18 protein-coding genes are annotated in these 22,608 nt (G+C 39.7%); 14 read left to right on the forward strand and 4 right to left on the reverse strand.

What is annotated here, in order from left to right:
* Positions 1-9: 9 nt before the first annotated feature.
* The 12 genes from QM738_RS07405 to QM738_RS07460 all read left to right on the forward strand — a co-directional run bounded on the left by QM738_RS07405 (position 10) and on the right by QM738_RS07460 (position 14,639).
* On the forward strand, positions 10-3,807 hold the full coding sequence (locus QM738_RS07405) for a DUF5977 domain-containing protein (protein WP_462276045.1): 3,798 nt from the start codon (positions 10-12) through the stop codon (positions 3,805-3,807).
* A gap of 17 nt (positions 3,808-3,824) precedes the next feature.
* On the forward strand, positions 3,825-4,184 hold the full coding sequence (locus QM738_RS07410; RefSeq protein WP_462276046.1) for a hypothetical protein: 360 nt from the start codon (positions 3,825-3,827) through the stop codon (positions 4,182-4,184).
* Between the two features lie 18 nt (positions 4,185-4,202).
* Positions 4,203-8,825, forward strand: a complete 4,623-nt coding sequence (locus tag QM738_RS07415) for a DUF6443 domain-containing protein (protein ID WP_462276047.1) — start codon at positions 4,203-4,205, stop codon at positions 8,823-8,825.
* Positions 8,826-8,831: 6 nt separating this feature from the next.
* Positions 8,832-9,302, forward strand: a complete 471-nt coding sequence (locus tag QM738_RS07420) for a hypothetical protein (RefSeq protein WP_462276048.1) — start codon at positions 8,832-8,834, stop codon at positions 9,300-9,302.
* 17 nt (positions 9,303-9,319) lie between these two features.
* Positions 9,320-9,937, forward strand: a complete 618-nt coding sequence (locus tag QM738_RS07425) for an RHS repeat domain-containing protein (RefSeq protein WP_462276049.1) — start codon at positions 9,320-9,322, stop codon at positions 9,935-9,937.
* A 67-nt stretch (positions 9,938-10,004) separates the two neighbouring features.
* Positions 10,005-10,226, forward strand: coding sequence for a hypothetical protein (locus QM738_RS07430; RefSeq protein ID WP_462276050.1), 222 nt, complete (start codon positions 10,005-10,007; stop codon positions 10,224-10,226).
* A gap of 2 nt (positions 10,227-10,228) precedes the next feature.
* Positions 10,229-10,771 carry a hypothetical protein gene (locus QM738_RS07435; RefSeq protein WP_462276051.1) on the forward strand — a complete coding sequence of 181 codons (543 nt, stop codon included), beginning with the start codon at positions 10,229-10,231 and terminating at the stop codon, positions 10,769-10,771.
* Positions 10,772-11,665: 894 nt separating this feature from the next.
* Positions 11,666-12,184: a hypothetical protein gene (locus QM738_RS07440; protein ID WP_462276052.1), complete on the forward strand. Its 519-nt coding sequence runs from the start codon at positions 11,666-11,668 to the stop codon at positions 12,182-12,184.
* Between the two features lie 220 nt (positions 12,185-12,404).
* Positions 12,405-12,890: a hypothetical protein gene (locus QM738_RS07445; RefSeq protein ID WP_462276053.1), complete on the forward strand. Its 486-nt coding sequence runs from the start codon at positions 12,405-12,407 to the stop codon at positions 12,888-12,890.
* Between the two features lies 1 nt (position 12,891).
* Positions 12,892-13,527 (forward strand): hypothetical protein, encoded by a 636-nt coding sequence (locus QM738_RS07450; RefSeq protein WP_462276054.1) that lies wholly within the window; start codon positions 12,892-12,894, stop codon positions 13,525-13,527.
* A gap of 94 nt (positions 13,528-13,621) precedes the next feature.
* Positions 13,622-14,134, forward strand: a complete 513-nt coding sequence (locus QM738_RS07455; RefSeq protein ID WP_462276055.1) for a hypothetical protein — start codon at positions 13,622-13,624, stop codon at positions 14,132-14,134.
* An 82-nt stretch (positions 14,135-14,216) separates the two neighbouring features.
* On the forward strand, positions 14,217-14,639 hold the full coding sequence (locus tag QM738_RS07460; protein ID WP_462276056.1) for a hypothetical protein: 423 nt from the start codon (positions 14,217-14,219) through the stop codon (positions 14,637-14,639).
* An 80-nt stretch (positions 14,640-14,719) separates the two neighbouring features.
* On the opposite strand, the gene QM738_RS07465 is transcribed toward QM738_RS07460, so the two are convergent.
* The 4 genes from QM738_RS07465 to purN form a co-directional block, all read right to left on the reverse strand.
* Positions 14,720-15,271, reverse strand: coding sequence for a hypothetical protein (locus tag QM738_RS07465; protein ID WP_462276057.1), 552 nt, complete (start codon positions 15,269-15,271; stop codon positions 14,720-14,722).
* Between the two features lie 30 nt (positions 15,272-15,301).
* Positions 15,302-15,985 (reverse strand): TMEM175 family protein, encoded by a 684-nt coding sequence (locus tag QM738_RS07470; protein WP_462276058.1) that lies wholly within the window; start codon positions 15,983-15,985, stop codon positions 15,302-15,304.
* 104 nt (positions 15,986-16,089) lie between these two features.
* Positions 16,090-16,845, reverse strand: coding sequence for a peptidase associated/transthyretin-like domain-containing protein (locus QM738_RS07475; protein WP_462276059.1), 756 nt, complete (start codon positions 16,843-16,845; stop codon positions 16,090-16,092).
* A 76-nt stretch (positions 16,846-16,921) separates the two neighbouring features.
* Positions 16,922-17,794 (reverse strand): phosphoribosylglycinamide formyltransferase, encoded by an 873-nt coding sequence (gene purN / locus QM738_RS07480; RefSeq protein WP_462276060.1) that lies wholly within the window; start codon positions 17,792-17,794, stop codon positions 16,922-16,924.
* Between the two features lie 234 nt (positions 17,795-18,028).
* On the opposite strand from purN, the gene QM738_RS07485 reads away from it, so the two are divergent.
* Positions 18,029-19,339, forward strand: coding sequence for a c-type cytochrome (locus QM738_RS07485; protein WP_462276061.1), 1,311 nt, complete (start codon positions 18,029-18,031; stop codon positions 19,337-19,339).
* Between the two features lie 67 nt (positions 19,340-19,406).
* Complete coding sequence (locus QM738_RS07490) at positions 19,407-22,604, forward strand: TAT-variant-translocated molybdopterin oxidoreductase (protein ID WP_462276062.1); 3,198 nt, start codon at positions 19,407-19,409, stop codon at positions 22,602-22,604.
* Positions 22,605-22,608 lie beyond the last annotated feature (4 nt).

Consider the following 22,608-nt stretch of genomic DNA (forward strand, 5'->3'; position numbering starts at 1 on the left):
CATTTTAAGATGTGTAAAGTATTAAACAAGTATTTATTTTTTACGATGTTGGTTTTGTCATCTGTAACGATGTATGCACAACCTTCATTACCCAACCCGGATTATGCGATGCCAAAGATCACACCTCCATCTCCAACGGCTGCTGCATTTGCAAGGTATGGTGAAATACCTGTAGATATTAGTACAGGAGTGCCTTCTATTGAGATACCCGTATACACAGTTACTTCCCGCAAACTATCGGTACCTCTTTCGCTAAGCTATCATGCATCCGGCATTAAGGTAAATGATATTTCTACACCTGTTGGCCTGGGCTGGGTATTAAGTGGTATGGGAATAGTGAGCCGTACGGTATTGGACCTGCCCGATGAATTATCTGGATCATCTAATTATTGCGGAGGTAAAGCTACCTATTCTTCTAAACAGGTATTTACAGACGCTTTGGCCCTTGCGCAAAACCGGGCGGATCAGATCACTATGGGAACAGCGATCAATAATGATCTTATGTTCAGAGATAAAAAATCTGATCGGTTCAATTACTCATTGCCAGCCGGTGGCAGCGGCGCTTTCCGGTATGATTTTAATTCTGGTAATTGTATCCAGACTCCCTACAAACCAATTATAATTACCAATTATAAAAACAATTATTCATCCAGTACCCCTATACAAGCTTTTTCAATTACTGACGAAAACGGGGTAAAATACAGCTTTGCCAAAGCCATGGTGAGTTCCACTCAATCCAGTACTAACCCCAATTGTAATGGATATGCAGTTAACCCTACTACCTCGTGGTACATTACCGGTATTGAAACTGCCGATGGTAGTGACCAGATACAGTATTTATACCGTACAGAAGAAAATACGTTTACCCTTGGTTATTATAGTCACAGCGTACGCCACCTGCAGGCGAAGCCGGAATATTTTTTAGGTATCTGCGGCCTGTTCGGAGATAATAATTTTGTGGAGAATAACCAGGCTGTAAATTTTATTACCACTTACGAACCGCTTTTAGATAAGATCATCACAGCCACCACTATTGTTGAATTCGTATATGCAGCAGACAGGACAGATTGGTCAACTGCGCCGTACCGGCTTTCTTCTATAAAAGTGTACGACAAACTGAACAACCAGCTTGTTAAAGAAATAGTATTGAACAATAATGCCTATTTCGATGCCCAAAGGCTTAAACTAAGCGGGGTAACCATTAAAGGAAACAACGGTACTACTGATCAAAACTATAGTTTTAATTATGACCCGGGTTTTACTGCATTGCCGGCCTATAATAAAATGGGTGTCACACCCACTTTCAGTGAGGATTATTGGGGATATTATAATGGAAGCATTAACGGAGGGTTGATACCCACCGAATTGATCCCTTCTCCCGGAATGTCTGCTTCACAAGGCTGGGGATCATCCTATGGTGGCAGCAGAAGACCTGATCATAATTTTGCGAGGGCTTATTTACTTAACCAGATCACATATCCAACAGGAGGCACTACCAGTTTTGAATTTGAACCTAATTACGGAAGATTGGTTTACCCGGCTTCCAATAATCCTTATGGCTATGTAGATGGTAATGTAGGTGGCTTCCGGGTAAAAAGAATTGTGAACAATGATTGGGTAAATAACACTACTGAGAAAAACTATATTTATGGAACGGGTACAGTAAAAAGTATTAACTGGGACCAGTTCAGCTATATACAAAAATATCTTTACTACTATCCTACTGTTGATTGTGGTAATGGCTATAACGGGCTATCTAACCAAAGCCTGATAGTTAATAGTTACCTAACTCAGTCCTCTTCATTTTCCCCGGTAAGTTTAAGCAACGGTGCCCCTGTAGTGTATACCAATGTAACAGAGATCATTGGATCACCCACCGCCAACACAGGAAAAAATGAATATTTGTTTAGCGGGCCCGATGAACCACAACCCGAAACCTGGAACCGCTTTTTCACAAATGATTGGAGAGATAACGGCAGGTATCAACCGCTTTTGGTCTATAAAAAGACCTTCAAAAATGACAACGGTGTTTATAAGCCAGTAAGTGAAACCGATAATAGTTACAGTCTATTCCGGAACAATGAATTTTCAACAGGTGTAAATGTGGTTAAAACTTTTACTGAAACTGTTTCCGGCAGCCCGGTCTCTGCACCCTACAATCTTGACTTTATACAAGCCCCAGCCACCAGTATAACAGATGGTAATGGTAATATATATCCCGGCTATGTAAAAAGCTTTGAATATACTGATGAAAAGGCTTCAGAAAAAACCTATCAATTAACACAATCTGTTGAAAAACATTATAACCCTGATGGTGCATCATACCTGGCTGCCACTACCAATTATACTTATGGAAACAGCAATCATTTATTCCCCACTGAAAAGACAGTAACGGGCAGCGATGGGCAAACGATGAAAACAACTTACCAGTATGCGCCTGATAATACTACCGATGGTTTTGCCTGGTACATGCAACAGGCAAATATGGTTTCGCCGGTGATAGAAATGAAAAATTTTGCAGGTACCAGCTTTCTAAATTCAGTTAAAACAAATTATACTATAGTACCAGGCACCAATGGAATGATCGTGCCTGACTTTGTGCAGACAAAAAAGGGTAACAATAATGCAGAAATAAGATTGCATTACAACAGTTACGATGCATATGGAAATATAACAGATGTATCTAAAGAAGGTGATATACATGAGGCATATATCTACGGTTATAATTCAACATTACCAGTTGTAAAAATTGTGAGCCCTTATGGATCAATGGCAACTACAGCGGCACAGTACCTGAATCAACCAATATTAAATAATCCTGCTAATGATGCTGCACTACGTAGCCACCTGAATACGCTCCGTACTGTTCTGCCGGCTGATGCATTGATCTATACGTACACCTATAAACCACTTACAGGGGTAACCAGCGAGACAGATGCCAATGGCAAAACGATCTATTATGAATATGATTTTGCTAACCGGCTTACACTTATAAGAGATAAGGACAATAATATCATTAAAAAGATCTGTTACAATTATGCAGGACAGGTCGAAAATTGTTCCGGTTTATTTTATAACGACCTGCAGAGTATCAACCTGGCAAGAAATAATTGTGGTACAGGTTATAGTGGAACGAATGTAACATATACGGTACCACCAGGCAGGTACAATTCAACGATCAGCGCAGCAGATGCCAATGCCAAAGCTGTTAACGACATCAATACCAATGCCCAGGCTTATGCTAATCAAAATGGGCTGTGTATAGGTATCTATTCAAATACGTATCAATCTCAAACATTTACAAGGAACAATTGCGGATCAGGATATTTTGGTACCGGTATAACCTATGGCGTACCCGCAGGTTCATACCATTCACCCATCAGTGTTGCAGATGCCAACCAGATGGCCCTTGCAGATATTGCTTCCAACGGGCAAAATTATGCCAACCAAAACGGTCAGTGTATTGTTACAGGCTTGCCTTATGCAAAACTTCAATACGAAAATGTAGCCAGTTATTATGATCCGGGAACAGGCTGCTATAATTATTATGCTGATATAGTTGTAAGATTCTACCAGGATTACAGCTGTACCATTCCTGTAAATTTTGCAGGCAGTTTTAATATTCAAAAACAGGAATACAGCTGCGCCACCAACCAATATACTTACACTTATCCATCGTTTAATGTAAATGCAAATGCTATTGTATTGTATCCCGGTATTTTAACTACAGGCTGCGAAACAGCGGGGCAGTGTACCGAACGATATCTTTATTTACAAGCCAATGCCGGCTACACCATTGTTTATTAATCAATAAAAAAGACACCATGAAAATAGCCAGATCATTTTTTTTAAGCATTCTTTTTTCTGTAAGCCTGTTTGCACTTAAAGCCCAGACAACAACAGGCACTCCCCGCCTGCAGTTAACAACTGCCCAGGTGGATAAGATAAACAAGGTTAACAATGACCTTAAAGAGGATCTGCAAAAAATAAGCCCGAACCTGTCACCCGAAAACCGAGCGAAATCAATAAACGAAGCGGTGCAAAAAAAGGAAGATGCGATGAAAAAAATATTGACGGTTGACCAGTATAAAATATACAGGAGCGGTATGGAAGAGCAGGCAAGAAAATTTAAGGATAAGCTTTCAGAACGGAGTAAGCAAATGCAAAACTCCGGCAAAAATTAATCTTTTAAAACACTTAGTATGTTACAATACAAAACCGGTTGCTGTTGGATCATTTTAATATTTGCAAGCTGTGCCCTACAGGCACAAGTGTTGCCATCTTCCTATTGGTATGGATCTCCTATAAACTGTATCCGTACCTGGGATGCCACATCGCCACAAACGGATGCGGGTACTATTTCGGGTAAGCAACTCAGTGAGGTAAAACAAACAGCCGCTTTTTTTGATGGCCTTGGCAGACCCATACAAACTGTTGCAAAAGAAGGATCGCTGGTTACTTCCGGTAATTTGAAAGCTGATTTTGTAATGCCGGCTATATATGATGAATTTGGCCGTGAGTCATTAAAATTTATGCCCTTTGCATCAACAGCTAATGATGCCAGCAGGCAAAGCGGATTTTTTAAGTATGATGCATTTCAGCAGCAGCAATCTTTTTATAACACGCAGTTGGCAGGGCAGGGTGAAACTTATTTTTACAGTAAAACCAATTTTGAATCCTCTCCTTTAAATCGTGTATCCGATACTTATGCAACAGGTAATAGCTGGGTTGGCAGCGAAGGCAATCCTGATGTGGCAACAAGAAGAAACGTACAGGTAAAGTATGCTGCTAATACTGTAACAGATGCTGTTCGCATCTGGACGGTAAATGATAATAGTACGCCTGGGGTGTTTGCAACTTATAGCACCGTAGCCACCTACGCGGCTGATGTGTTATATAAAACCATTACCACCGATGAACATAAAAAGCAGGTGATTGAATTTAAGGATAAGGACGGAAAAGTGATTTTAAAGAAGGTACAGCTTGGCAGCACCGCAACCGACGATGGTAACGGCAGCGGCTACCCCGGATGGCTATGTACTTATTATATATATGATAACTGGGATAACCTGCGCTGCGTAGTACAGCCGGAAGGCGTGAAGGCGCTTAATACAAACGGATGGGTGCTCAATTATGCAGCAGGGGGCCTTGCAGATGAACAATGCTTCCGATATGAATACGACCAGCGCAACCGTATGATAACTAAAAAAGTACCGGGGGCCGGCGAAGTATGGATGGTATATGATAACCGCGACAGGCTGGTAATGAGCCAGGATGCTAACATGCGCAACCAGCAAAAATGGCTGTATACGCAATATGACAACCTGGACAGGCCTGTAGCTACAGGCTTGATTTATGACCCTGCTAATTATTCTAATCACAATTATCATTTAAGCGCTGCTTACTACAGCAGTGTATACCCCTCAGTTACCCTTTACAGTAATGAAGAGCTAACGCATACTTTTTATAATGATTATAGCTGGCTTAATAACTATGGCAATCCTTTATCATCAGTTTACAGCAGTGCATACAATAGCTACTTACAAACTGCCTCTAATACATGGCCTTACCCGCAGGCAAACGCAGCTTCATCACTCATCAAAGGCATGATCACGGGCAGCAGGATAAAGGTATTGGGAACAGCAGCAACGTATTTATACACTGCAAATTTTTACGATGATAAAGGCAGGGTGATACAAACACAAAGCACCAACATTTCCGGTGGCACAGATATAGCTACTACGCAATATACCTGGGCAGGCCAGCCACTAATAACTGTAGTGCGACAGGAGAAAAGTGGCGATAACCCTCAGCAACATATCGTGATAACCAAAATGCAGTACGATGAGTTGGGGCGTGTATTGAATGTAAAGAAAACGATCAATAGTACTGTAAATGGTGTTGCCATCAACAAACCCGAACAGTTGATCGTGCAAAATCAATACAATGCACTGGGACAAGTAAAAACAAAAACACTGGGTAATAATAACCTGGAAACACTTGCGTATGATTATAATATCCGCGGCTGGCTGTTGGGGATGAACCGTGATTATGCAAAAGATATCCCTCCTGCTTCAGGCGGAACCGGCGGAAGCTACTTTGGGTTTGACCTTGGATATGATAAAGCCAACAATAATATCATCGGCAACCAAAACTATACTACGCCCCAATACAATGGTAATATAGAAGGTATGGTATGGAAAAGTAAAGGAGACGGGGAGAAGCGCCGGTACGATTTTGCTTACGATGCTGCCAACCGCTTGCTGAAGGCTGATTTTACACAATATACAGGAACTGCGTTCAATCAGTCTGCAGGACTGAACTTTAATATGAAAATGGGAGACGGCAGCCTATTGTCTGACGGTACCATAGACCCGGCCACTGCTTATGACGACAATGGCAACATTAAGCAAATGCAGCAATGGGGACTAAAGCTGAATGCAAGCGCACAGATCGACAATCTTAAATACACTTATATAGCAGGTAGTAATAAGCTAAAAAGCGTAACTGATTTTAATAATGATGAAAACACTGCTTTGGGCGATTTTAAAACCAGCGCCAATCACCCGCAAAGTGGCACCAAATCGGCACTTACCCCATTCAGCTCGCCGGCACAGTTTGATGCTATAACGGATTATAGTTATGATGATAATGGTAACCTAAATGCAGATAATAATAAAGACATTGCTTCTATCAGCTACAATTATTTAAACCTGCCGGAAACCATTACTTTTCAAACACCCCCGGGTTGGCCATTCGGCGCCGCCAGGTCGATCAGCTATGTGTATGATGCAGCGGGCAATAAACTGCAGAAGATCGTTTCGGAAACTTCGGGCCCCGGTACCAACAGGAATGTTACCACCACTTATATGAATGGCTTTGTGTACGAAAGCAAAACCACCAATGCCGGTGGCGATTATGACCCCAAAGAGAATTATACAGATGTATTACAATTCATCCCTCATGAAGAGGGTAGGATAAGGTTTAAGCCCGCAGTATTAGATGACAATAATAATATAACTGTAGCTGCCAGCCTGCAATATGACTATATGCTGAAAGATCATTTAGGGAATGTAAGGATGGTATTGACGGAGGAGCAACAACAAGATATTTATCCTGCTGCCACCCTTGAGCCATCATTGGTAACAACCGAAAATAGCTTTTATACAATTGATGCTAACAAAATTGTTCCGAAGATCAGTATTACAGGTATGAGTAATATTAATTATACCAATAATAATATAATCCCTAATAATAATCCTGGCTGTGCAACCGGTTCAATATGCACTACCGACTATAGTGAGAATATGTATATGCTTAACAGCAATAGTAACAAAACTGGATTGGGTATGACCTTAAAGGTGATGGCCGGCGACAGGCTGAATGTGTATGGAAAAAGTTATTATTTTACCAATAACCCCGGCAGCAGCTATAACAATACTGTACCCATCATCGACCTGCTGAATGGATTTTTAGGCAGTCCGGGGGCAGGTGCTACCAGTGTACACGGCAGCCTTATGCCGGCAGATATCAATACAGCTGTAGGCACCAGTGGTATCAACAGTATGATGAATGCACAAACTACCCAAAACAATACCAACAGCAGCGCACCCCGTGCTTTTATTAATATTATCTTTTTTGATGAACAATTTAAAGCAGTGGATTATAAAATAAGTATGGTGGGTAGTAACAGTCAGTTGAAAGACCATGCTGCCGATCTGCAGAATTTAACCGTGCCTAAAAATGGGTTTGTGTACATTTATTGCAGCAATGAAACACCCGTGAATGTGTTCTTTGATAATTTGCAGGTGGTGCATACAAGGGGGGCGATATTAGAGGAGACGCATTATTATCCGTTTGGGTTAACAATGAGTGGTATTAGTTCGAAAGTGGCAAACATTACTTCAAACAAAATCAAATACAACGGAAAGGAATTACAATTTGCAGAGTTCTCTGATGGTAGTGGGTTAGAAGAATATGATTATGGTTCAAGATTCCAAGACCCACAAATTGGAAGATGGAATATAATAGATCCGCTTGCTGAAAAATTCAATTCCACAACTCCTTATACTTACGCTGCAAACAATCCTATATTATTTATCGACCCGAACGGACAGGAAATTTGGATAAACTACGGGGACAATCAAAGAGCACAATACAAAGACGGCAAACTCTATGGAACAGACGGAAAAGAAGTTAAGACTGATGATAAATTTGCAAACGCAGTTGTTCAATATTTAGGAATGATGAATGAAAGTGATGTAGGAAAAGAAGTTGTCAGCAATTTGACTGGTTCTGAAAACGTTTATACATATACGAATGAAGTTGTGAAAAATGATAAAGGGAAAGCAATAGATGTAGTAGCATTTGCGGCGAATAAAGACAATAAGGGAGGAACAATAAAAGCAGGTTTTATAATGAGTGATAAATCTGAAGCAAAAAAATTAGATGCTTTTTCACATGATACATTTCACGGTTATCAGCAAAATAATGGAGAGGGGAAAGACGATATAAGTCGTGAGGTTGGTGCAGAATTATTTGCGCAAGCAGTTTTAAATAAAGTATATGGCGAAGACATTTCGCATTCCTTAGGTTCTTTTAATAGAGCAGGGCAACAGGCAAAAAAAGGTGGAGAATTCGTAGCAAGTTTTCAAAAAGCCTTATACTCGCCAACTTTTGATCAAGATGCTTATAATAACGCTGTAAAAACTTTCAAGAAAGGCTCAGTAATGAATATGACGGGCATTTACAATGATTTATCTACTAAATCAAAGAATGAAGTAAATGCTTTAATAAGATTATATCCACTCATAAAAACCAATTAAACTATTATGCGGTTATTCTCCATTATTTTGGTGATAGCTTTTATTTTGCAATCATGCTTGAGCGCAAGCCGTGAGATAACAAAAAAATCGACGTCTACTCACGGCGACATGCCAATATTACCTTATTTGGCATTAGAAAAGAATAAGCTTGATACAACATTTGATTACGAGGTATTGCAGAAAAATATATATTTAAAGCTGCCAGATAGTATTTTAAAAGGAAAAATTAAAGGCGGTGTGGAATTTTATGTACTAATAGACCAAAACAAAGTAATTCGCGGAATAGAATTAATTGAATGCGCATTGTATAATAATAAGAAGAGTGCCGGTTATAAATTTCCTGACCTCTTAAAAGAACAACGACAAAAAGTACAACAATTTTTGCTAAAATGCATACCAATTATCAACTTTAAGCAAACAAAGGAACCCACAATAGGAATTCATAAAACATATTGTTTTGCTAATCTCTATAAATAAATTGCAAAACACCAACCTTGACACAAATACGTTATTATCCTTTTGGACTGACGATGGCGGGGATTTCTTCTAAAGCTGCGAATACTATGGCCAATAAGAAGGGGTTAAACGGAAAAGAGTTACAATCACACGAATTTAGTGATGGTAGCGGGTTAGAAGAATACGACTTTGGGGCAAGATTTTATGATCCACAAATAGGAAGATGGTACGTTTGTGACCCATTGGCTGAAAAATACTTTCATTTATCTCCATATAGTTATGTTGCCAATAACCCTATTAAATATATAGATCCTGACGGTAAAGATATAATACTTGGCGGCAATATAAAACAAGCTAAACTCGATATGCAAAACCAGGTGCCCAAAGAGTTAAGAAAATTTATTTCCTTCTCTACTGACAAAAAGGGGCTGACGCATGTAAAGGTAGACTATGCAGGAGCAAAAAAGCAACTGGATGGAAAAACAGACATTGGTTTAGATAAGCTAAATAAACTTGTTGCTGACACAAAAAAAATACTGTATGAAGTTACCGAAAAAGTAACCCATATAGAAAAAGCAACAGGAAAAAGCATAACAGAGTCAGCGATGAGCTATGGCGGCGCTACTAATGTAGTGAAATCAGAATCATCCAGCTGATGGAAATAGAAACGATTATGCTCCCAAAGGTGGGTATGATGTTCAAATTAGTGTTACATCAGGTCAAATGTCAGAGACGAATCCAGAAACAAATAAAGCAGAACTCAAGAATAGAGAAGCAGCAGTATTCCATGAAATCGATGAGGCAGGAAAGATTGAAATTGACGGTAAAGATTATGGATATAGGCAGGCAGATGGAGCGCATGAGGAGTCTAAAGCTGATGAAAGGAAGTTTTATAAAAAAAGTAAAAATCCAGGAAATCTTATTCCTATACTTATAAAACAATAACTATGAAAACTTTACTTATTCCATTCCTGCTATTTTGTGTAAATGCAAATGGTCAAAACATGAAAAGCGGGCGTTTATCGAATTACTTTAAACCGGGTGCTAATATGACATTTTCAATATATGGGAAAGATACAACAATAGAAGAGTATTATGCTGCTGGCCGATATGTTGGTTGGCTAATGTTAAATAAGGAAGCAAATTTCAAATACAGGGATGATACTCTTTATATAAAATCAAAAGTAAAAAATGAAACTCACTTAATAGTTAAATTGCCAACTGCGATTTGCTCACTAGATACGATTAAGAAAAGATCAGATTTTAAGGAAGATGAGTTTAAACAGGAGATATATAAAATAGCGAAATATTATAGCACATCTTTACCAGACGGAAATTTTACTTTAGCAATACCGGTAAATACAAAACATCCTCTTTACTTTTTTAGTGAGGGCTTAGTGCCGATAGTATTTAATTATCCAGCGTTCAAGCAGTCGGCTATTTTTAGAAAAATACGGCAATCAAAAGGATGGGTGAAATATTTATTGTAAACTCAAGTAATTCAGAGATAAATAGCTTCTACGTATAACTGGCGAGCATAAGGGAATAGAGATTCGAAGAAATGATTATGAAGAAGGACAGGGCAGAGATTTACCTAGTAGAACATATGTAGAAGCTAATGAAAGGGAAATATTTTACAAAAAATGTCAGTACCCCGTAACATAGACTTTATATTCAGGTAACAAAAGAAAGTCCGTATGAAATCAATTTGCCTTATATTTTTTTGCATAATCAATACTATAAGCTATGGGCAAAACACACAAAAAAAATTATTTCCTTCTTATTTTACAAACAAGAATCTTTACTATCACAAGTTGGACTTAGGAAAGATTGATAGTTCAGTAGTAAACGATGCTGGAGAAGGCTTTTATTTAGCTTATGTTGACTTAATTGACCATATTTCTATCAAATACCAAAATGATTGCTTTTATATAAAAGGAAAAATCAACGTAGGCTATAAGTATAAAATAAACGTACATGATTTAGTAGTTTATTTTTGGACTTTCGACACACTGCAAAACAAAAAAATGAATTCAAATTAAAGGAATATTATGGGCAATCAAAGAAAGACGGGAGCTTTATTTTAAAAATACCAGCTACGTTAGAAAAGTCAGTCTACTTTTTTTCCAATAGCATGTTCCCTCTCTCATTCGATTATCCTGCGTTTAAAAAATCTGTTTTTTTTAGAAGAGTGCAGCAATCAAAAGGGTGGGTAAGATATAATTTATGAGTTGAAAATTTCGAAAAAAATTATTTTTCATTCAATTATTGAAACAAGTAAAATTAAAAATGAGAGAAAAGTTGACAAGAAATGCAAGTATAAAAAGAAAAAAGCCAGGTAATATTCTGCCTCAAATCTTTGTACCAATTCAATAAAAGCATTTATGAAAAGAGCACTAGTTGTGGCCCTCTTTTTTTTGAGTAATAACTTAATGGCACAATCAAAAAAGCAAAAAAGCGATAATCCTTTTTTTACGCCTGTAGTATTAGACTATGCTATTATGCAAAAGGATAGCATAGTTAGATATGGGTTACCCTTGGATTACTATTCATGTGTAATGCAATTGTCTAAAAATATTTATTTTAAGATTGTAACTGATACAATTTACGTTAAGGGGATGATTATAAATGCTTGTGAAGTGAGTAGCAATAGAGATCTATCTACAGAATTTTGGACAATTGATACAATAAAAAAACATAAGGAGTATAAACTTGCCAAGTATTATGGCAAATCTAAAAGCAAAGGTGATTTTATTTTAGCGATACATTTAATTACAAAGCATCCTATTTATTTTTTCAGCAACAGTTTATCTCCATTAATGTTTAATTACCCAGAGTTTAAAACATCACTATTATTTAAAAAATTGAGATCATTTAAAGGGTGGTTAAAGCTTAAGCAATAGAATTTTAAATACGATTATATGCTGCAAGATGACATGGGAAATGTACCAATAGTGCTGACAGAAGTACAGTAGGGAAACCAATATCCTACAGCTATAATTGAAGCCACTTAATGATTATGGTAACGGAAAGCGTGATTGAGAATTAGCAGAATTACAGGAGCAAAATTTTTACCAACCCAGCAATCACCCTGGCGAAAATTACTAAATCTTAATAATGATTATGAAACAGGTAAATTTAGTATTGTTACTTATTATATTTTTAAATAGTATAGCTAAAGGCCAGAATTTTAGAGAAATTAAACCCGCCAGAGTAAAAAGGGCATTAGAATACGTTCGTTATACTTATGATATTGATAGTGCAAATATGCATATAGGAATCGAAATGGAGTACTATCTCGAAGTTCTCGATATTAAATTTAGTAGGGTGCTGATAAATAAGGCAAAAGATAGCATTTATTTAATTGGAAATGTAAAGAGCTCAGATATAAACTATAAACTCTCTCCAATTACAGTTTCAATATGGACTTGTGATTTATTAGCAAATAAAGATTTGCATCTTAATCAGAAAATATATGTAACGGATTCATTAGGGAATTTTGATTTTAAGCTTTCTACCAAAGATATCGAGAAAATATATTTTTTATACGACCATCCTCAAAATCACATCTTGCCCAGCTCTTTAAATATAAAAGCTTTGCTAAAATAGTATGAGATATCTAAAACCAGATTTTCTGTGTCGTTATAATAAATGCTTCGCCTTCAAAAGAGAAGCAGGTAATATTTCAAGATGGATAAAGACAAAAAGAAAAACGGAAAAACATACTTTAATAATTATAAGCTTTTTGTTTTTCTTTTCCGAAAACAGCATTTCTCAATGCAGAGAAATTAATAAGCGGGAAATAGAAAAACAATTTAAGAATGAACAATATAGTCCACGTGACAGTATGAATTACGTTGTCGGGCTCGATTGCGATATGTATGAAGGAGCGATAAAAATCGTTATTCTCTCCAGCTGTTTCAATGATTCAAGCAATAATCTATCCATTCGTGGCAAAATTATTAACAGCAATGCGGGACATAAAAGTACAAATAGTAAGAAAACAAGGATATGTGTTTGTGAAAATATTGACATAGTAAAAGACGAGGAACTTCTTAAAAGTATAAGGGCCTGGCGCCCGGAAAGCGATACGCTAAAAATACTCACCCAACTCTATGAAACAGATGATAAGGGTAATTTTGATATATCTGTTAATGTGAGTGAAATTGAGAAGATCTATTTTTTTAATAAATACCTGGTATGCGGTTCCTTAAATGTAAGTAAGATAAGCCTTTCAAAACCATAAGTGGGATTTCATGGGTGCTTTGGAATAATGGTGCAAATATAGCAACAACCATATGGACCTTTTTAAAGATTCAGAACAACTAGTTATTAAAAAAATGAGTAAGTATATTTCAATAATTATTTTGAGCATTATATTCTGTATTTCATTGAGCGTTAAATCGCAGTCAAAAAAAATTGAAAAAGCAGAATTGATAAAAATTTTCAGGAATGAACAATATTCGCCCATTGATAGCATCACTTATATGATTGGAGCAGAACATATGGTGGAAGGAGCAGTTAAGCTCGATTTTTTTGAAGCTTGTTATAATGATTCTACACATATAATAAATCTAAAAGGTAAGGTAAGTAACAACAATAGAATTCGCAATTATTCCAGTTTAAAAACAAAGATTTGTATTTGTGAAAATATTGGAGAAGTTACAGACTCTGCCTTAATTAAGGCAGGGTATATAGAAAGCCTTCGTTTAGTTGTGAAAAAGCAGCTTTATGAAACTGATGATAAAGGCAATTTTAATATTTCGCTTAATGCAAATGAGATTAAAAAGATCTATTTTTCTAACAGGTATCTTGTATGTGGATCATTGAGTATTGGAAAATTGAATTATTAATAATTTATTGGTCTAAAATAAATATGATAACGATAAGAAAAGTAATAATAATGGCAAAATATATTTGTAATCTTGCTTTAGTATGAAAAGTATTTTGCTATTTTTCATGCTGGCAATTCATCAGCCATCTAAAGGACAAATGCTCACTTCTTTCCTGAAAGGTTCTATAAATTTTGAGGTTAGAATCTCAAGTAAATTTGATAAACAAAAACAGTTTGTTGTTAGTGGCAATAATATAATATTAACAAATACACCTTTATTAGTAGTTGATAGCCTGGCAAAATTCGAAAAAAATGACTGGTTAAAATTATTAAATGATTCTACGTTTTCTTACGCAACTAATTTATTATTGTACCAATTCACTCAAAGAGATGCTTCAGGATATGAAGTATTTAAAAATAAAAGTAAATGGTATAAGCAGCAGAGAAAACCGGAATTAGTTTATTGGTTTAATTATATTAGAAGAAAAGGAATAAGGATTAAGAAATCAGCAAGGCCATCTTAAATCACTTTACCTCTTCAACTTTGAAGGGTCGATATGTCTAAAAAATTGTACCAGATCACAAAAGATAGCAGAGGAAAAAATCACTCCTCCTTCCCACCCTTCTCCCCCACAAACCAATGCTCTTTATTTTTAAACAACACATTAAAAGTGGTAAGTGAGCCATAGCAGCGGGTGATGTATTGCTGGATATTCACTTTTTCTTCGTCGCTGAGTTTTTTATTGCTGTTGATGTTTTGTTCCAGTACCCGTAACCGGTCACGGAGCATCACAATTTTATGGAAGAAGTCGTCGATAGGAATTTCTTTTGGCTTTAAACTTTTATCGGCAGCTTGCAACAGCAGGGTACCGCCGATCCATTTATCGCCGAGGGGAACCAGTTCGGTAACATCGCTCCACTGGCGTAAAATTTTTAATAAAGATCTTTCGGTGGCGGAAACGGTTTCCACTTCCACGGTTACATTTTCGGCAATGATCTCGTCGAGGTTGTTATCGGTCTTGTCTATTTCTTTAATGCCATGATGAATAAAAGAGATGAGGTAGGTGGCATAGCGTACGCCCACAATTACGCCGGGGCCAAACTGGGTGTGCTGTAAACGGGTGCCAATGCCTAAGGTTAATTGTTCTGCTTCCATGGTGGTGGTTTTTGCGCTGCAAATTACTATTTATTCCGATGTTGTTGGGGTTGTTTTGCGGTCGTGTTTTTTCTTGATGATGCGCATGATAACGGGAATGAACATGGGCAGATACCTGCCCAGCACCGGTATCCATAAACTGACTGATGCAAAGAAGGCGGCAGTAAGCGACAGCAGGAACATGGCTGGCGTAACTAAAGAGCGTTTAACCGACATCGATAGCAGGTCGGGCGTAAGCGCATGGCTGGCAATTTGATGCTTTGGATCGCCGATATATTTCCACAAACGGTAATTCAAATAACCGGTAAGGCAGATATTAAAAACATAAAAGGCATAAGGCACCACCACGTCGATATGATTGGAGTATTCGCCGTACAGGCCCGAGCTGAAAGGCATTAATACAATAGATAAAAGGAATAATAAATTCAGCCAGAGCAAGCGGCCGTTGTAATTTTCTACGAAACTAAACATGCGGTGGTGCACCGTCCAGTATAAACCAATGATAAAAAAGCTGATGAGAAAGCCAGTGAACTTAAAAACAAGATGGCCCAACGCTTTCAGCAATGCTTTGTCCGTAACATCCTGTTCAATCACGGGCACTTTGATCTCGATGACCATCAATGTAATAGCAATGGCAAAAATGGCATCGCTGAAAAGGATCATGCGTTCGATCTGGAATTCTTTTTTTAATTCGTTGTGCAGTTGCTGGGCCATAAGCTTATTTTAAAATGGGAACTTGCAGAAAACCTGCTGTTGCATAAAAATAATCAAACAGTCCAATTTTTAATAAGGGGAGATAAAAAGAAAACGGCGGTTTATTACTGCTTGGCGTCGTTCTGCAATAATTCTATTTTGTATTTATAACTGCAATTGAGTATGTACTGGCTCAGTTCCAGTTCGCCGGCATTGCTTACAAAATCATAACCGGGGCGGTAGCGGGCCATAAAAACATCCAGCTGCGTACCTTCCAGGTGGGTGAGTTTTTTCACGAGTGTTTTGTTGAAGCGAAAGTTTACATACTTGTCCTGCTCTTCCTGCTCCAGCCTTACCTGGAAGGCTTTCATGCGCTTATTCCTTTTAAAACGGAACATATTGATGATCTCATCCAGGTCGGCGCCGGCAACACCATCGGGCGAAATGGTACTGCGTACCGTGGGCTTTTGGTAATTGAACGCTTTGGCAAAGGTTTCCCTGTTCTCAAGGGAATCTTCCCTGTAGGTCTTACCAAAAACCACCACTTCTTTTAAGGTGCTGTACTTGCCTTTGTAGGGCACTCTTAATGAAATATCAAAACGCGAAGGATCGGGTATGCTGTGCACCGAAAACCTTTGGGTGGCTTTATTGCGGAAGATGAAAGTGACAGAATCTTTTTCTGTTACCGTAAGGCTGTAACGCCCCATGGAATCTGTAATGGTGAACTGGCCTGCTTTATTGGACACTGTAACACCGGGCACATAATTTATCTTGGAGGAATCGTATACCGTACCGCTGAGCACAAACTGTTGTGCATGGGATAGTTTTCCCAGTACGATACAACAAAGCAGCAGTAAAGATATTTTTAAAGAAGACCTCAACAACGATATTTTAAAGGCATAATATTACGCCAACAAATTTATACAAAAGCAATACTGCATTGTTTTAACTGCACTTTTACTTTTTTATCAGCCCTTCTATTACGGTGGGATAATGCCGGTGTTCCAGCGCATGCACTTTTTTGGCAAGGCTGGCGGCAGTATCGGCTGCATCAACCGGGCACCTGGCCTGGAAGATGATGGCGCCATGATCGTAGATCTCATCCACGTAATGAATGGTGATACCGCTTTCGGTTTCTTTATGCAGGATAACAGCCTCGTGTACATGATGGCCGTACATGCCTTTGCCGCCATAGGCCGGCAGCAGGGCGGGGTGTATATTCACTATTTTTTGCGGATAGCAGCGGATGAGTTGTGCAGGTACTTTCCATAAAAAACCAGCAAGCACTATAAGATCAATGTCATATTGCTTTAACTCGGGCAAGTAGGCATCCCCATTTAAAAAACGTTCTTTTTCAATGAGCAATACCGGTATACCGGCTGCTTTTGCTATGGCAATTGCCCCGGCATGGGGGTTATTGCACACCAGTAATGCAATTTCAACGGTGGAAGAAGCTGAAAAATGGTCGATCACCTGCCTGGCATTGCTGCCGGCGCCGCTGGCAAAAATGGCGATCCTGGTAGATGGACCTGCAGGGTTGTTGCCCGTTTTTTTGGAGCCAAACCTGCTGAAGATGCGGGTAATATATCTTTTAAAAAAGGGAAACTGGCCCAGGGGTATGCTCACCAGCAGAACAGCCAGCGGCCATAGTAAAGTTATTAATAATATATAAAGTATAATACCCCAGAAAGTGGTCTTATCAATAGCCATTAATAACAGCAGTTTGCGGCCTGCATAGGCACAAAGGCTGCCGCCCAGTGCAAAGGTGGTGATAATGAGGGCCAGGTTGAGCCCGTTCACCTTCCAGCGCTGTTTAAGTTTTTGAAACATTTGGCAAAAGTGAAGGAAAATTTTGTGAATTAACAACGCCCAACGAAAAAAATCGGGCCTTAAATATTGTTTACATATATGTGACAATGGCTGTAGAAAATATGGTACAATCGGCTGAAACCCACGCCCAATCAGCGAAAAAAAATTTTAACAATGTTGATATTATGTCAGCATCGTGACTTAAATTTGCACCCGAAACCGGATATTTTTCCACATTAGCCCCGTAACAACTGTATGAGTCGGTATAGAAAAATCTTTAACAAAGTATTTGCATCTCTATTCTTCATTGCACTACTTTCATCTACCAGTAATATTTTTGCTCAGAACGGCGAAGCGCTTTTTAAGGCTAATTGTGCCAGCTGTCACAAAGTGGACAAGGACTTTACCGGTCCGGCACTTAAAGGAGCAAGGGACAGGGAGCCGGATGCTGACTGGGCTTACAGGTGGGTGAACAATGTGAACACGATGCTGGAAACTGATGCTTATGCTAAAGGACTGAAAGAAAAGTTCAAGTCCAACATGCAGCAGTTTAACCTGAAAAAAGACGAGATCAAAGCCATTCTTGATTATGCTGATGCTCCCCCGGTTACAGTTGTTGATCCTACTAAAACTCCGGGAACTGAAGACAATTCTCTCTTATTCGGAATCCTCACACTGGTACTTGCACTTATAGCATTCATCTTATTACAGGTTAACAGCAACCTCCGCAAATTATCCGATGATAAAGAAGGCGTGGTTCGTGGTGAACCGGTTCCTGCTTATAAAAACAAAACTTATTTAATGGTGGGTATCCTGGTGCTGTTCTGCATCTCAGGTTACTTCTTCACCAATGCAGCTATCGGCCTGGGCCGTATGAAAGGCTACCAGCCGGAACAACCCATTTTCTATTCTCACCAGGTGCATGCCGGTACCAACCAGATCAGCTGTTTGTACTGCCATGGTGGTGCACAGGATAGCAAACAGGCCAGCATTCCTTCGGTGAATGTTTGTATGAACTGTCATAAAGGAATTAACCATTATGAAGGGGAAGATAAACTGGTAAGAGAAGACGGTACCGCTGTAGATGGTACTGCCGAAATACAAAAATTATACGCTTACGCCGGATTTAACGCCGCTACCAAAACTTACAATCCCGATAACAACGGCGACGGCAAACCCGATGGCGCACACGAAATTGAATGGACCAAGATCCATAACCTGCCCGACCATGTGTACTTTAACCACAGCCAGCACGTAAAAGTGGGTAAACAACAGTGCCAGACCTGCCATGGCAACATACAGGAAATGCCTGAAGTGTACCAGTTTGCCGACCTGAGCATGGGCTGGTGTATCAATTGCCACAGGGAAACCAAAGTTGATTTCTACAATAAAGAAAACGGCACCGGCAACAAATTCTACAGCATTTACGAAAAATTCCATAACGACCTGAAACCTGATACCATTAAAGATAAATATGGTAATATCAAGGAGATCAGGAAAGCTAAAATGGACAGCGTAACCGTGGAGAACATTGGTGGAACGGAATGTCAGAAATGTCACTATTAAACCCCAATCCCGAAGGGGAAATGGAGAGCGGTTTAAAAATTTATTATCATTTGCACATTAGAATACTATGAGTAACAAAAAGTACTGGCAAAGTTTCGGAGAACTCAACCAAACAGAAAGTTATCAGCAATCTGCCGAAAAAGAATTTAAAGAAGAGTTGCTGCCCCTGGCAGACCTGGATGATAAAGGCATATTGGATGCTAAAACTCCCCGCAGGGATTTCTTAAAATACCTGGGCTTTAGTACCGCTGCTGCTACTTTGGCTGCCAGTTGCGAAATGCCCGTTCGTAAGGCGGTGCCTTATTTACAAAGGCCCGATAACGTGATACCGGGTGTTGCCAATTACTATGCTTCTACGTATATCAATGGCGGCGATGCCATACCGGTAGTGGTAAAACAAAGGGATGGCCGTCCTATCAAAATAGAAGGTAACGAACTATCCAGCATTACCAAAGGCGGTACCAGTGCACAATCACAGGCTTCCGTTCTGGACCTGTACGATACCACCCGCCTGCGTTACCCGATGCAGAAAGATGGCAACGGGTTTAAAGAAGTAACCACTTTTGATGCGTTTGATAAAATGGTGGCTGCAGCAATAGCCGGCAAGACCATCGCTTTATTGACTGCCACAGTTAACTCTGCTACAACACAGGAAATAATCAACGAATTTTTAGCGAAGAATCCCGGTAGCCGCCACGTACAATACGATGCGATCAGCTACAGCGGTATGATACTGGCCAACGAAGCCACTTATGGTAAAAAAGCCATTCCATCTTACCACTTCGATAATGCTAAAGTAATAGTGAGCCTGGGCGCCGACTTCCTCGGTACCTGGTTGAGCCCTACCGAATTCAGCAAACAATATTCACTGGGCAGAAAGATCAGCGGCGAAAAGCCCGAGATCAGCCGTCATATTCATTTTGAAAGTATGATGAGCATGACCGGTAGTAACGCGGATGACCGCTATATGCACAAACCATCAGAAACCGGTGCGGTTGCAGTAGCCATCCTGAATAAACTGAATGGAACAGCTCCTTCTTTCAAAGACGAGAAATTAAATAAGGGTGTTGTGCTGGCTGCTGATAAATTAAAAGCTGCCGGTGGAAATGCATTGGTAGTTTGCGGCAGCAACGATGTAAATGTACAGATAGTGGTAAATGCTATCAACGAAGCGATCGGCGCTGTGGGTAAAACCATCAACTGGGCAGCTACTTCCAACTATCGTAAGGGTGTAGACGCTGATATGGATACGCTGGTAAAAGACCTGAACAGCGGCGCTGTAGGGGCATTGCTGGTGTATGGTGTAAACCCTTCTTATACTTACAGGGACAGCAAACTATTCACGGATGGTTTAAAGAAAGCCGTGGGCATTTCATTCAATGCCAGCATGGACGAAACCACCGAGAATTGTAAATACGTGATACCTGCACACCACTGGCTGGAAAGCTGGGGCGATGCAGAATTGAAAACCGGTTATACCAGCTTACTGCAACCGACCATCAACCCACTGTTTAAAACAAGGGCCTTCCAGACCTCTTTATTAAAATGGGGCGGTGCCAGTACCACAGCTACAGGCGTGGGTGCTACGGATTACGAAACTTATTTCAGGAACTATTGGGGTACCAAACTGGCTACGCCTGATAATTACGATAAAGCATTACAGGATGGCGTGATAGAACCTGCTGAAGCGGTGGCTGCTGCCGGTGCTCCGTTTGTAGCAACAAAAGTGGAAGAAGCCAAAACAAAAGCTGCAGCAGTGAACGGCGGTGATGTGGAAGTGGTGCTGTATCAAAAAATATCTATTGGTAACGGCGGCCAGGCCAATAACCCATGGCTGCAGGAATTACCTGATCCCATTACGAAAGTAACCTGGGATAACTATGTAATGATGGGTACAGAAATGTACAAATCACTGTACGGAAAAGATGTAATTACAGATAAAGGCGCTTCGGATGCTTATGAAGTACATCCTGAAAAACCTGTGGTGAAGATCACCGTGAATGGTAAATCGGTAGAATTACCGGTATTGCTGATCCCAGGTGTACAGAAAAACACGGTTGCAATAGCTGTTGGATATGGTAGAGAAAGTGCTGATAAAACCAAAACTTCTGAAAATATCGGAAGGTCTGCAGCAGGCGCCGGTAAGAACGTTTATCCTTTGGTAACTTTTGATGGTGTCAGCAACCTGTACAGTTCAAAAGCCACACTGGATAAAACAACGGACACTTACCCGCTGGCACAAACGCAGGTACACGGTTCCAACGAGAACAGGCCTGTGATCTACGAAACCAGTCTTTCCAGCTTTGTTGCCAACCCGGAAGCTGTTTTAGAAGAAATAAGAGAAGAAAAATTAAATATCACTGCCAACGGCAGCACTGATTTCAGGAAAGACGCTACTATTTATCCCGACCTGATGAAGGAAAAACCGGGTATCAAATGGGGTATGAGCATTGACCTGAATACCTGTACCGGTTGCAGCGCCTGCGTAGTGGCTTGTACAGCTGAAAATAACGTGAGCGTGGTAGGCAAGATACAGGTACAAAGGGCGCACGAAATGCACTGGCTGCGTATCGACCGCTATTTTACCGGCGAAGATCCAACCAACCCGGATGTGGTGTTCCAGCCCATGCTTTGCCAGCACTGCGATAACGCACCTTGCGAAAACGTTTGCCCGGTTGCAGCAACCAACCACAGCAGCGAAGGTTTGAACCAGATGACCTATAACCGTTGTATCGGTACAAGATATTGTGCCAACAACTGTCCTTATAAAGTACGTCGTTTTAACTGGCTGGATTATACCGGTGCAGACAGCTTCCCTGATAACCAGCAACCATTGGTGGGTGTTGATATGAACGAATCTGTAATGCAGATGAACGACGATCTTACCAGGATGGTACTGAACCCCGATGTTACTGTGCGTAGCCGTGGTGTGATCGAAAAATGTTCTTTCTGCGTACAGCGTTTACAGGAAAGCAAGCTGAATGCTAAAAAAGCACAGGATCCAACATTGATCCGCAACGTAAAAGTGGCTTGTGCACAGGCTTGTCCTTCAGACTGTATCACTTTTGGTAATGTGAACGATCCTGAAAGTGAAGTAAGCAAAGCAAGAGGTGATAAGAACCGTACTTTCTATGTAATGGAGCAACTGCACGTGTTACCGAATGTGAGCTACATGGTAAAAGTAAGGAACACAGAAAGAGAAGTAACTGCCGTGGTAGAAGAGAAGAAAGAAGGCGAAAAACAAGCAGTAAAAGAACACGCTTAATTGA

The organism is Ferruginibacter sp., assembly GCF_049840995.1.
Taxonomy (GTDB): domain Bacteria; phylum Bacteroidota; class Bacteroidia; order Chitinophagales; family Chitinophagaceae; genus Ferruginibacter.